Here is a 13667-nt window from a genome sequence, read left to right as displayed (position 1 = left end):
ACGATGATCAGATTAACAAAACCGCCGCAGCTCAATGCTGCGGCGGTTTTGTGTTGGCGGGGGGGGGTGATGCCCAATAACTGTCTATTTTCCGCCCTTCACTTGGCGCAATGGATCAGTAACTCTTTCGCAACTGCGTAGAGAGACTGATATGACGCCCCCAATTGAAAAGGCTGCCCCTTCTTCCTCCGAGCTGGACCCCGCCGCGATGTCTGCGATTCGGAATGTCATGGCAGATGCTGAGAGTGCTAAGGACACATGCGCGGATACGGGAGCGGCAGAGCCCCCGGTGGCCCCTCGGCGGCCGGGGCGCGTGGCTTTTCCGGACTTGCCGGAGCCGGAAGGTGTAGACGTCGAAATCAGGAAACCATCGCGCCGTAAGCGTGTTGCGAAACGCCCTCCGGCCCGCGCGGTGATCCTCAGCCTTCTGGCGTTGGCGGTGGTTCTACGCCCTTGGTTGGTGTTCGGCGTGCTATTGGTCACAGTGTTTGTGGTGTTGGGGGTCTTCCTTGCCCTTGGCTACGACGGGTTCTGGCAACGGGCGATGGCGCTTGGGCGCTGGTATGCCGCGCGGCGGCCGGAGCGTGCGGCGGCGCTTCATGCGCGGTTGGATGCTTTCGCGATGAAATGGGACGCTGTGCTTGACCGATTCCCCGAAGGCACGGTTGATGGGTTGTACCTTCCCGACTTTGGCGAGATGGCGGCGGCTGAAGCGCGGCATGACGCGGCGCTTGACCGCCGGTTCGATCGTCTGCGCGACCCGGAAGCCTGAGGCGCGCGCGAAGACGTCTTGAAACTAGGGGGCGGACCCGTTACATCCGCCCAATCGGGCAACAGGGAAAGATGTCATGGCCACCACCAATCCGCTTCAGTTCATCCAGCAGGTTCGCACCGAAGTTGCAAAGGTTGTTTGGCCGACAAAGCGCGAAGTGATGCTGACCACGGTGATGGTCTTTATCCTCGCCGCGCTGACAGCTGTTTTCTTTGCAATTGTCGATATCCTGATCCGCGGCGGTTTGCAGCAGATTCTTGGGATGTTCGGCTGAGCACCGCCCGCATGGGTGATTTTATCTTTACACCCTTGAAACCTGCGTCTGCGCGGGCTATTGCGCAGACCTGACCTGAAAAAGGGCGTGCGGCGATTCGAGTTGCGCGCCGATTTTTTGTTCAGATGTTGCGGGGCATGGCCCCCGTGTTGATTGACGAATTTCATGCCGGGGCAGCCCGCATGGCAAGACAGGGACCAGAGTTCAGATGGCAAAACGGTGGTATTCGGTCAGTGTCCTGTCGAACTTCGAAAAGAAGATCGCCGAGCAGATCCGCGCGTCCGTGGCCGAGCAGGAACTTGAAGACCAGATCGACGAAGTGCTGGTGCCCACCGAAGAGGTGATCGAGGTCCGGCGCGGCAAGAAGGTGACAACCGAGCGTCGCTTCATGCCCGGCTATGTGCTGGTGCATATGGAAATGTCCGACGCGGGCTATCACTTGATCAACTCGATCAACCGCGTCACCGGGTTCCTTGGCCCGCAGGGCCGCCCGATGCCGATGCGCGATGCCGAGGTTCAGGCGATCCTGGGTCGCGTGCAGGAAGGCGAAGAAGCGCCGCGCACGCTGATCCACTTTGAGGTCGGTGAGAAAGTAAAAGTCGCCGATGGTCCGTTTGAGGATTTCGACGGCATGATCGAAGAGGTCGACGACGAGAACCAGCGTCTCAAGGTCTCGGTCTCGATCTTTGGCCGGGAGACCCCGGTCGAATTGGAATTCACTCAGGTCAACAAACAGGTCTGAGTGTGCGGCGGGGTTCGCCCCGTCATCCCGGCACCTGAGGGCGCCGGTCATTGTGGGAGGGACGGGCGCCGCGGCGCCTAGGCCCGGACCACGCAACGAAGAACCCGCGGGGCGCGCCCCAAGGGTGTTGAAAGGAGAAGGCCAATGGCCAAGAAACTCGTCGGTACGATGAAGTTGCAAGTTAAAGCGGGTCAAGCAAACCCGTCCCCGCCCGTGGGTCCCGCCCTCGGTCAGCGCGGCATCAACATCATGGAATTCTGCAAGGCGTTCAACGCTAAGACCGCAGATATGGAGCCGGGCGCACCGTGCCCCACCGTGATCAGCTACTATCAGGACAAGTCCTTCACCATGGACATCAAGACGCCTCCGGCGTCCTACTACCTGAAGAAAGCTGCCAAGGTGAACTCCGGCGCGAAAACGCCGAGCCGTGAGACTGTCGGCACCGTGACCACCAAGCAGCTGCGCGAGATCGCAGAAGCAAAAGCCGCCGACCTGTCCGCGAACGACGTGGAAGCGGCGATGAAAATCATCCTGGGCTCCGCGAAGTCCATGGGCATCGAGGTGAAGTAAGATGGCTAAAATTGGAAAACGCACCCGCGCCGCCCGTGAAGCTTTTGCTGGCAAAGAAGAGATCACCGTTGAAGAAGCGGTAAGCCTCATCAAATCGAACGCCAGCGCGAAGTTCGACGAGACCATCGAGATCGCGATGAACCTCGGTGTTGACCCGCGTCACGCGGACCAGATGGTCCGCGGTGTAGTCGGCCTGCCCAACGGCACCGGCAAAACCATGCGCGTTGCCGTCTTCGCCCGTGGTGCGAAAGCTGAAGAAGCCGAAAAGGCGGGCGCAGATATCGTTGGCGCAGAGGACCTGATGGAAACCGTGCAGTCCGGCAAGATCGACTTCGATCGTTGCATCGCGACACCCGACATGATGCCGATCGTTGGCCGTCTGGGTAAAGTGCTCGGCCCGCGCAACCTGATGCCGAACCCCAAGGTTGGCACCGTGACCATGGACGTCGCCGACGCTGTGAAAGCGGCCAAGGGTGGCGAAGTGCAGTTCAAAGCCGAAAAGGGCGGTGTCGTCCACGCAGGCGTTGGCAAGCTGTCCTTCGACGAAGCCAAGCTGGTTGAGAACATCCGTGCCTTCGTCGGCGCCGTGTCCAAAGCCAAGCCGGCCGGTGCCAAAGGCACCTACATGAAAAAGATCAACCTGAGCTCCACAATGGGCCCGGGCGTGTCGGTCGCTGTCGAGAACGCGACTGCCGAGTGATCCTGTGGGGTGGGGGCCAGCCTCCCACCTTACGACCCGAGATTTGGCGGCTTCGGTCGCCAGATACGCAAGGACCAGAAGATCGGTCCGCGCGTCTGTCCGAGACGGAGGGTTTGGGCTTTGGCCTGAATAATTCCTTCCTGAGATGGGAAACCGGAAATTCCTGCCTTCGGGCGGTTTTGGCCGGGACCCTGACATTGGACCCGAATGGGGTGCAGAAGACCGCATCCTGAACTGAGCCGGGGGGCAACCCCCAAATTTGGAGTGAAACTGTGGATAGAGCACAAAAAGAACAGTTGGTCGACGAACTCGGCCAAATCTTTGAAAGCTCTGGCGTCGTTGTGGTTAGCCACTACGTCGGTTTGACAGTTGCCGAAATGCAGGACCTTCGGGCGCGCGCACGCGCAGCCGGTGGGGCCGTGCGTGTTGCCAAAAACAGGCTCGCCAAGATCGCCCTTGAGGGCAAGCCATGCGAAAGCATTGCTGACCTTCTGACGGGTATGACCGTTCTGACCTACTCTGAGGATCCTGTGGCCGCGGCCAAGGTTGCTCAGGAGTTCGCCAAGGAAAACAGCAAGCTTGTTATCCTCGGCGGCGCAATGGGTGAGAACGCGTTGGACGCCGCCGGTGTCGAAGCCGTGTCGAAAATGCCTTCGCGCGAGGAGCTTATCTCCTCCATCGCGGGCATGCTCGGCGCACCTGCTTCGAACGTCGCCGGGGCCATTGGCGCACCTGCAAGCAACATCGCATCCATCTTGTCCACCATCGAGGACAAGGCGGCTGCGTAAGGCAAATCGTCAAACTGGCGCACGGGTTGAACACGCGCGTTGGAACACACATATCGTAACGGAAAGAGCTAAACATGGCTGATCTGAAAAAACTGGCAGAAGACATCGTTGGTCTGACTCTGCTTGAAGCACAAGAACTGAAAACCATCCTGAAAGACGAGTACGGCATCGAGCCCGCCGCTGGCGGCGCAGTGATGATGGCCGGCCCTGCTGAAGGTGGCGCTGCCGAAGAAGAAAAGACCGAATTCGACGTCGTTCTTAAGAACGCCGGCGCATCCAAGATCAACGTGATCAAGGAAGTCCGCGGCATCACAGGTCTCGGCCTGAAAGAAGCCAAAGACCTGGTCGAAGCCGGTGGCAAGATCAAAGAAGGCGTCGACAAAGCCGAAGCCGAAGACATCAAAGGCAAGCTGGAAGCAGCTGGCGCCGAAGTCGAGCTGGCCTAAGCCAGAGGTGCGTGTCCTCACGCACCACGCATGAACAAGGGCTGGACGGGAATTTTCCTGTCCAGCCTGACCTGTTTTGACGAATGTTCCCCGCGGGAGCATTTCTCTGGAGAGGTCCAAGGTCGGAAGGGGTGCAGTGGGACGCATTCCAAGAATTGACCCGGATTTTCCGCTCTTATGGGCGCGCACCACGGCCCCGGTGGTTGATGCGCTCGGCGAGAGACACGAAAGGTGACACGACACATGGCACAATCCTTCCTTGGCCAGAAACGTCTGCGTAAATATTACGGCAAGATCCGCGAAGTGCTGGAGATGCCGAACCTCATCGAGGTTCAGAAATCCTCCTATGATCTGTTCCTGAATTCCGGCGACGCCGAGACCCCCACCGATGGTGAGGGGATCACGGGCGTTTTCCAGTCGGTCTTTCCGATCAAGGACTTTAACGAGACTTCGGTACTCGAATACGTCAAGTACGAGCTGGAAAAGCCCAAGTACGACGTTGAGGAATGCCAGCAGCGCGACATGACCTATAGCGCGCCGCTGAAAGTGACCCTGCGCCTCATCGTGTTCGATGTGGACGAGGACACTGGTGCGAAGTCCGTCAAGGACATCAAAGAGCAGGACGTCTTCATGGGCGACATGCCCCTGATGACCCCGAACGGCACCTTCGTCGTCAACGGCACCGAGCGTGTGATCGTCTCCCAGATGCACCGCTCCCCGGGCGTGTTCTTTGACCACGACAAGGGCAAGACCCACTCCTCGGGCAAGCTTCTGTTCGCCTGCCGCATCATTCCCTACCGCGGCTCCTGGCTGGACTTCGAGTTCGACGCCAAGGACATCGTCTATGCCCGCATCGACCGTCGCCGCAAGCTGCCGGTGACGACCCTGCTCTATGCCCTGGGGCTGGACCAGGAAGGCATCATGAATGCCTATTACAACACCGTCACCTTCAAGCTGGAGAAGAACAAGGGTTGGGTTGCGCCCTTCTTCCCCGACCGCGTGCGCGGCACCCGTCCGACCTACGATCTGATCGACGCCAACACCGGCGAGATCCTCTTTGAGGCCGGCAAAAAGGTCACCCCCCGTGCCGTCAAGAAGCTGCTCGACGAAGGCAAGGTCAAGGAACTGCTGCTGCCCTTCGACCACATCGTCGGCAAGTTCGTCGCGCGCGACATCATCAACGAGGAAACCGGTGCGATCTACGTCGAGGCCGGTGACGAGCTGACGCTGGAATACGACAAGGACGGCACGCTGATCGGCGGCACCGCGAAGGAGCTGATCGACGCCGGCATCACCGAGATTCCGCTGCTGGACATCGACAACGTCAACGTCGGTCCCTACATGCGCAACACCATGGCGATGGACAAGAACATGAACCGCGACACCGCGCTCATGGACATCTACCGCGTCATGCGCCCGGGCGAGCCGCCCACCGTCGAGGCCGCCTCGGCGCTCTTCGACACGCTGTTCTTCGATAGCGAGCGTTACGACCTCTCGGCCGTGGGCCGGGTGAAGATGAACATGCGTCTGGCGCTCGACAAGCCCGACACGCAGCGCACGCTGGACCGTGACGACATCGTCGCATGCATCAAGGCGCTTGTGGACCTGCGCGATGGCCGCGGCGACATCGACGACATCGACCACCTCGGCAACCGCCGTGTGCGCTCGGTCGGCGAGCTGATGGAAAACCAGTATCGCGTCGGTCTGCTGCGCATGGAGCGCGCGATCAAGGAGCGGATGTCCTCGGTCGAGATCGACACCGTGATGCCGCAGGACCTGATCAACGCCAAGCCCGCCGCGGCTGCGGTGCGTGAATTCTTCGGCTCCTCGCAGCTGTCGCAGTTCATGGACCAGACGAACCCGCTGTCGGAAGTGACGCACAAGCGTCGTCTTTCGGCGCTTGGGCCGGGCGGTCTGACCCGTGAACGTGCGGGCTTCGAGGTGCGCGACGTGCACCCGACACACTATGGCCGGATGTGCCCGATTGAAACGCCGGAAGGTCCGAACATTGGTCTGATCAACTCGCTGGCCACCTTTGCCCGCGTGAACAAATACGGCTTCATCGAAACGCCTTACCGCGTTGTCAAAGACAGCACCGTCACCGACGAAGTGCACTACATGTCCGCGACCGAGGAAATGCGTCACACCGTGGCTCAGGCGAACGCCAACCTCGACGAGAACATGAAGTTCGTGAACGAACTGGTCTCGACCCGTCAGTCCGGCGACTACACGCTGGCCCCGACGGAAAACGTGGACCTGATCGACGTTTCTCCCAAGCAGTTGGTCTCGGTCGCTGCATCGTTGATCCCGTTCCTCGAAAACGACGACGCCAACCGCGCTCTCATGGGCTCGAACATGCAACGTCAGGCCGTACCGCTTCTGCAAGCTGAGGCGCCGCTTGTCGGCACCGGCATCGAAGAAGTCGTGGCGCGCGATTCCGGGGCGGCCTACACGGCACGCCGCGCGGGTATCATCGACCAAGTCGATGCGTCGCGTATCGTGATCCGGGCCACCGAGGATCTGGAACTGGGCGACGCGGGCGTGGACATCTACCGCATGCGCAAGTTCCAGCGCTCGAACCAGAACACCTGCATCAACCAGCGTCCGCTGGTGAAAGTGGGCGAGAAGGTCACCAAGGGTCAGGTCATCGCGGACGGTCCGTCGACCGACATGGGGGAGCTGGCGCTCGGCAAAAACGTCGTCGTCGCCTTCATGCCGTGGAATGGCTACAACTACGAGGACTCCATCCTGATCTCCGAGCGGATCTCCCGCGACGACGTCTTCACCTCGATCCACATCGAGGAATTCGAAGTCGCCGCGCGTGACACCAAGCTCGGGCCGGAAGAGATCACCCGCGACATCCCGAACGTCGGCGAGGAAGCCCTGCGCAACCTCGACGAAGCGGGCATCGTCTACATCGGTGCGGACGTGGAGCCGGGCGACATCCTCGTCGGCAAGATCACCCCGAAGGGCGAAAGCCCGATGACGCCGGAAGAGAAGCTTCTGCGCGCCATCTTCGGTGAGAAAGCCTCGGACGTGCGCGACACATCGCTGCGGGTGAAGCCGGGCGACTTCGGCACCGTCGTTGAAGTCCGCGTCTTCAACCGTCACGGCGTCGAGAAAGACGAGCGTGCGCTGCAGATCGAGCGTGAGGAAGTCGAACGTCTGGCCCGTGACCGGGACGACGAGCTGGCGATCCTCGACCGCAACATCTACGCGCGCCTCAAGGACATGATCCTCGGCAAGGTCGCCGTGAAAGGCCCGAAAGGCGTGAAGGCGAACAGCCAGATCACCGAGGAACTGCTGGAAACCCTGACCCGCGGTCAGTGGTGGCAGCTGGCTCTTGAGGACGAGGATGACGCCAAGATCGTCGAGGCCCTGAACGAGCAGTACGAGATCCAGAAGCGGACCTTGGATGCCCGTTTCGAGGACAAGGTCGAGAAGGTCCGCCGTGGCGACGATCTGCCCCCGGGCGTGATGAAGATGGTCAAGGTCTTCGTCGCGGTGAAGCGCAAGCTGCAGCCGGGCGACAAGATGGCCGGTCGTCACGGGAACAAGGGTGTGATCTCGAAAGTGGTGCCGATGGAGGACATGCCGTTCCTCGCCGATGGTACCCCGGTCGACTTCTGCCTCAACCCGCTCGGCGTGCCATCGCGTATGAACGTCGGTCAGATCCTCGAGACGCATATGGGTTGGGCCGCACGCGGTCTGGGCCTGAACGTCGACGAGGCGCTGCAGGAATACCGCCGCTCGGGTGACCTGACGCCGGTGCGCGAAGCGATGCAACTGGCCTATGGCGAGGATGTCTACGAAGAAGGCATCACCGGCATGGACGAGGACACGCTGCTGGAAGCGGCTGACAACGTACGCCGCGGCGTGCCGATCGCCACACCGGTCTTCGACGGCGCCAAGGAAGCGGATGTGAACGACAGCCTCAAGCGGGCCGGGTTCGACACCTCCGGTCAGTCGGTGCTGTTCGATGGTCGGACAGGCGAGCAGTTCGCGCGCCCCGTGACCGTTGGCGTGAAGTACCTGCTGAAGCTGCACCACCTGGTGGACGACAAGATCCACGCGCGTTCGACCGGGCCGTACAGCCTCGTCACACAGCAGCCGCTGGGTGGTAAGGCGCAGTTCGGTGGCCAGCGCTTCGGGGAGATGGAAGTCTGGGCTCTGGAAGCCTATGGCGCCGCCTACACCCTGCAGGAAATGCTGACCGTCAAGTCGGACGACGTCGCGGGCCGGACCAAGGTCTATGAAAGCATCGTCAAGGGCGAGGATAACTTCGAAGCGGGCATTCCTGAGAGCTTTAACGTTCTCGTCAAGGAAGTGCGCGGCCTCGGCCTGAATATGGAACTCCTGGATGCGGAGGAGGATGAGTGAGGCGGTAAACGGAATTTTTCAAAAATTCCGCCCCGTTTTCTTTGAAAGAAAACGGGGCCGTCCCCTCCTAACGCACCCCTTTCAAGGATTTGAAAATGAACCAGGAACTGACAAACAACCCGTTCAACCCGCTGACGCCGCAAAAAGCGTTTGACGAAATCAAGGTCTCCTTGGCCTCGCCCGAGCGGATCCTCAGCTGGTCCTTCGGTGAGATCAAGAAGCCGGAAACCATCAACTACCGCACGTTCAAGCCCGAGCGTGACGGCCTGTTCTGCGCGCGTATCTTTGGCCCGATCAAAGACTACGAATGCCTCTGCGGCAAATATAAGCGCATGAAGTATCGCGGCGTCGTCTGCGAGAAATGCGGTGTCGAAGTCACGCTGCAAAAGGTCCGCCGTGAGCGTATGGGCCACATCGAGCTGGCCTCGCCGGTGGCGCACATCTGGTTCCTCAAGTCGCTGCCCTCGCGCATCGGCCTGATGCTGGACATGACCCTGCGTGACCTGGAGCGCGTGCTCTACTTCGAAAACTATGTGGTGATCGAGCCGGGCCTCACCGATCTTCAATACGGTCAGATGATGACCGAAGAAGAATATATGGACGCGCAAGACGCATACGGCATGGACGCTTTCACCGCCAACATCGGCGCCGAAGCGATCCGCGAAATGCTGGCGGCGATCGACCTTGAAGCAGAAGCCGAGAACCTGCGCGCCGATCTGAAAGAGGCGACAGGCGAGCTGAAGCCCAAGAAGATCATCAAGCGTCTGAAAGTGGTTGAGAGCTTCCTTGAATCCGGCAACCGTCCCGAGTGGATGGTCATGACCGTGATCCCGGTCATCCCGCCTGAGTTGCGCCCGCTGGTGCCGCTGGACGGTGGCCGCTTCGCGACCTCCGACCTGAACGACCTGTATCGCCGCGTGATCAACCGGAACAACCGTTTGAAGCGTCTTATCGAGCTGCGTGCGCCCGACATCATCGTGCGCAACGAAAAGCGGATGCTGCAGGAATCGGTCGACGCACTCTTCGACAACGGTCGCCGTGGCCGCGTCATCACCGGTGCCAACAAGCGCCCGCTGAAGTCGCTGTCGGACATGCTGAAAGGCAAACAGGGCCGCTTCCGCCAGAACCTTTTGGGTAAGCGCGTCGACTTCTCGGGCCGTTCGGTCATCGTGACCGGCCCGGAGTTGAAGCTGCATCAATGTGGTCTGCCCAAGAAGATGGCGCTCGAACTGTTCAAGCCGTTCATCTACTCGCGGCTTGAAGCCAAAGGTCTGTCCTCCACCGTGAAGCAGGCCAAGAAGCTGGTCGAGAAAGAGCGCCCCGAGGTTTGGGACATTCTTGATGAGGTGATCCGTGAACACCCCGTCATGCTCAACCGCGCGCCGACGCTGCACCGTCTTGGCATTCAGGCGTTTGAACCCGTCCTGATCGAAGGCAAGGCGATCCAGCTGCACCCGCTGGTCTGCTCGGCCTTTAACGCCGACTTCGACGGTGACCAGATGGCTGTTCACGTCCCGCTCTCGCTGGAAGCCCAGTTGGAAGCGCGTGTTCTGATGATGTCCACGAACAACGTTCTGTCGCCCGCGAACGGCGCACCGATCATCGTGCCGTCGCAGGATATGATCTTGGGTCTCTACTACACGACCCTTGAGCGCGAAGGCATGGTTGGCGAAGGCATGGTCTTCGGCTCCGTCGACGAGGTGCAGCACGCCCTCGACGCCGGTGCGGTTCACCTGCACTCGAAAATCAAGGCGCGGATCAAACAGATCGACGCTGAAGGCAACGAAGTGATGATGCGCTTTGACACGACCCCCGGTCGTATCCGTCTTGGTGCGCTTCTGCCGCTGAACGCCAAAGCGCCGTTTGATCTGGTCAACCGTTTGCTGCGCAAGAAAGAAGTGCAGCAGGTCATCGACACCGTCTACCGTTACTGCGGTCAGAAAGAGTCGGTCATCTTCTGTGACCAGATCATGACCATGGGTTTCCGCGAAGCTTTCAAAGCGGGCATCTCCTTCGGCAAAGACGACATGCTGATCCCCGACACCAAATGGCCACTGGTTGAAGAAACCCGCGAGCAGGTGAAGGACTTTGAACAGCAGTATATGGACGGCCTGATCACTCAGGGCGAAAAGTACAACAAAGTCGTCGATGCGTGGTCGAAGTGTAACGACAAGGTGACCGAGGCGATGATGGGCTCCATCTCCGCCGTGACTCACCATGAGAACGGTTCCGAGAAAGAGCCGAACTCGGTCTACATGATGGCCCACTCCGGTGCTCGTGGCTCGGTCACGCAGATGAAACAGCTGGGCGGGATGCGCGGCCTGATGGCGAAGCCGAATGGCGACATCATCGAGACACCGATTATCTCGAACTTTAAAGAAGGTCTGACCGTTCTCGAGTACTTCAACTCGACCCACGGTGCGCGGAAAGGTCTCTCGGATACCGCTCTGAAAACAGCGAACTCCGGTTACCTGACACGCCGTCTGGTGGACGTGGCACAGGACTGCATCGTGCGCGAGCATGACTGCGGCACCGAAACCGCGATCACTGCCGAAGCGGCTGTCAACGATGGTGAGGTTGTCTCCTCGCTGGCCGAGCGTCTGCTGGGCCGTGTTGCGGCGGATGACATTCTGGTGCCCGGCACCGAGGATGTTCTGGTGCCCGCAGGCACGCTGATCGACGAGCGCATGTCGGATGCCATCGACGAGGCCGGGGTGCAGTCCGCACGGATCCGCAGCCCGCTGACCTGTGATGCCGAAGAGGGTGTCTGCGCCATGTGCTATGGTCGTGACCTCGCACGAGGCACGCTGGTCAACCAAGGTGAGGCCGTTGGCATCATCGCGGCCCAGTCGATTGGTGAACCCGGTACACAGCTGACGATGCGGACCTTCCACATCGGCGGTGTTGCGCAGGGTGGTCAGCAGTCCTTCCTTGAGGCCAGCCAGTCGGGCAAGGTCGCTTTCGAGAATGCGCAGACGCTTGAAAACAGCGCCGGTGAAGTGCTCGTCATGGGCCGCAACATGAAGCTGTTGATCGTCGATGAGAATGGTGAGGAGCGGGCCAGCCACAAGATCGGCTACGGCACCAAGCTTCACGTCAAAGAAGGCGACGACGTGGCGCGCGGTGACAAGCTGTTCGAATGGGACCCTTACACCCTGCCGATCATCGCCGAGAAACCCGGTACGACCAAATACGTCGACCTGGTCTCGGGCATCGCGGTCAAGGAAGACACCGACGAAGCCACCGGCATGACCCAGAAGATCGTGATCGATTGGCGCGCGGCCCCCAAGGGCAACGAGCTCAAGCCCGAGATCATCTTGGTGGGCGAAGATGGCGAACCGGTCCGCAACGATGCGGGCAACCCGGTGACCTATCCGATGTCGGTCGATGCGGTTCTCTCTGTCGAAGACCAGACGCAAGTTCAGGCCGGTGACATCATCGCGCGTATCCCGCGTGAAGGGGCCAAGACCAAGGACATTACCGGTGGTCTGCCGCGTGTGGCCGAACTCTTTGAGGCCCGTCGCCCCAAGGATCACGCCATCATCGCGGAAATCAACGGCTACGTCCGCTTCGGCAAGGACTACAAGAACAAGCGTCGCATCGCGATCGAAAGCGCGGATGATCCGGACGTGAAGGTTGAATACATGGTGCCCAAGGGGAAACACATCCCCGTGGCCGAAGGCGACTTCGTGCAGAAGGGCGACTACATCATGGATGGCAACCCCGCGCCGCACGACATCCTCGCGATCATGGGCGTCGAGGCCTTGGCCGAGTACATGATTGACGAGGTGCAGGACGTTTACCGCCTGCAGGGTGTGAAGATTAACGACAAACACATCGAAGTCATCGTCCGTCAGATGCTGCAGAAGTGGGAAATCCAAGAAAGCGGCGACACCACGCTGCTGAAGGGTGAACACGTCGACAAGCAGGAGTTCGATCAGGCCAACGAGAAGGCGCTCAAAAAGGGTGGCCGTCCTGCCAAGGGCGAACCGATCCTCTTGGGCATCACCAAGGCGTCGCTGCAAACCCGCAGCTTCATCTCAGCCGCCTCCTTCCAGGAAACCACGCGCGTGCTGACCGAAGCCTCGGTTCAGGGCAAGCGGGACAAGCTGGTCGGTCTGAAAGAGAACGTCATCGTGGGCCGTCTGATCCCCGCCGGGACCGGTGGCGCGACGCAGGCGATGCGCAAAGTGGCGACAGACCGCGACAACGTCGTGATCGAAGCGCGCCGCGAAGAGGCCGAAGCCGCCGCCCGTCTGGCCGCGCCGGAAGCCACTGTGGAGGACGACATTGTCGGTGGCGATGTGTTCAACACGCCGGTCGGTGACGACGAGAGCCGCGATTGATCGCAGCACCTCATTGAAAAACAAAAGCCCCCGCAGTGACGCTGCGGGGGCCTTTTTATGGGGTGGGCAAATGCCGCGGCCAGACACCGCCCCGGGGGGCTGGTTTCTGAGGTCAAAGCCTTATATCCGCCACATAGTCCGAATAGGTTTGCGAAAGCTTAACCGTCGTAAGGTGCTTTGATGACGTCCCGCATTCTACATATCGACGACGACCCGATCGTTCTGGAATTGGTCAAGATGATCTTTTCCGACGACAGGTCGCTGAGCTTTGTCTCCTGCCTGAACGCCCGCGATGCGCTGGCTGTGGTCGATGATCTCAAGCCTGACCTGATCATCAGCGATATTTCCATGCCGGATATGGGTGGGTTGGAACTGGCCCATCGGTTTGGCGAGAATCCCGCCATCGCCGGGACGCCGATCATCTTTCTCAGCGGGCGCACCCGCGATCTGGAGGTCTATGACGCCTTCCGCGATCTGGCGGCCACGGTGATGCAAAAGCCGGTCGAGCCGGGGTTGCTGCGCAGCACTGTGCGTAATCTGCTGGCCAGCCAGCAGCAGCCGGTGGCGCAGGCTTCGAACCAGTAGAGCGCGCCGATCTGGGCGGCGCGGGGCGCCGTTCTTGACAGCCCCCGTAGCCGCTGCCAGTCAT

The 13667-nt window shown here is 60.4% G+C and carries 10 protein-coding genes; all 10 read left to right on the top strand.

Features of this window, described 5'->3' with window-relative positions:
• Window positions 1–313 precede the first annotated feature (313 nt).
• The gene (locus ACGYLQ_RS10765) at window positions 314–772 is read left to right on the top strand and encodes a hypothetical protein (RefSeq protein WP_394442894.1); all 459 of its coding nucleotides are present in this window, start codon (window positions 314–316) and stop codon (window positions 770–772) included.
• 76 nt (window positions 773–848) lie between these two features.
• On the top strand, window positions 849–1046 hold the full coding sequence (gene secE, locus ACGYLQ_RS10760) for a preprotein translocase subunit SecE (protein ID WP_007118815.1): 198 nt from the start codon (window positions 849–851) through the stop codon (window positions 1044–1046).
• 208 nt (window positions 1047–1254) lie between these two features.
• Complete coding sequence (gene nusG / locus ACGYLQ_RS10755) at window positions 1255–1788, top strand: transcription termination/antitermination protein NusG (protein ID WP_067264099.1); 534 nt, start codon at window positions 1255–1257, stop codon at window positions 1786–1788.
• A gap of 144 nt (window positions 1789–1932) precedes the next feature.
• Window positions 1933–2358, top strand: coding sequence for a 50S ribosomal protein L11 (gene rplK, locus ACGYLQ_RS10750; protein WP_067267940.1), 426 nt, complete (start codon window positions 1933–1935; stop codon window positions 2356–2358).
• 1 nt (window position 2359) lies between these two features.
• Window positions 2360–3058, top strand: coding sequence for a 50S ribosomal protein L1 (rplA, locus tag ACGYLQ_RS10745; protein WP_067267941.1), 699 nt, complete (start codon window positions 2360–2362; stop codon window positions 3056–3058).
• 272 nt (window positions 3059–3330) lie between these two features.
• Window positions 3331–3846 carry a 50S ribosomal protein L10 gene (gene rplJ / locus ACGYLQ_RS10740; RefSeq protein ID WP_394442891.1) on the top strand — a complete coding sequence of 172 codons (516 nt, stop codon included), beginning with the start codon at window positions 3331–3333 and terminating at the stop codon, window positions 3844–3846.
• Window positions 3847–3920: 74 nt separating this feature from the next.
• Entirely contained in the window at window positions 3921–4292 is a 372-nt protein-coding gene (rplL, locus tag ACGYLQ_RS10735; protein ID WP_067267945.1) for a 50S ribosomal protein L7/L12, read from the top strand.
• 243 nt (window positions 4293–4535) lie between these two features.
• Window positions 4536–8672: a DNA-directed RNA polymerase subunit beta gene (gene rpoB / locus ACGYLQ_RS10730; RefSeq protein ID WP_394442888.1), complete on the top strand. Its 4137-nt coding sequence runs from the start codon at window positions 4536–4538 to the stop codon at window positions 8670–8672.
• A 95-nt stretch (window positions 8673–8767) separates the two neighbouring features.
• Window positions 8768–13018, top strand: coding sequence for a DNA-directed RNA polymerase subunit beta' (gene rpoC / locus ACGYLQ_RS10725; protein ID WP_394442885.1), 4251 nt, complete (start codon window positions 8768–8770; stop codon window positions 13016–13018).
• Window positions 13019–13198: 180 nt separating this feature from the next.
• Window positions 13199–13603 (top strand): two-component system response regulator, encoded by a 405-nt coding sequence (locus tag ACGYLQ_RS10720; RefSeq protein WP_067267950.1) that lies wholly within the window; start codon window positions 13199–13201, stop codon window positions 13601–13603.
• Window positions 13604–13667: the final 64 nt, after the last annotated feature.

The sequence above is a fragment of the Sulfitobacter sp. 1A12779 genome, assembly GCF_043557315.1.
In the GTDB taxonomy this organism is placed as follows: domain Bacteria; phylum Pseudomonadota; class Alphaproteobacteria; order Rhodobacterales; family Rhodobacteraceae; genus Sulfitobacter; species Sulfitobacter faviae.
The sequence above is the reverse complement of the archived record's forward strand: the minus strand, read 5'-3'. Positions and strand labels throughout refer to the sequence as shown.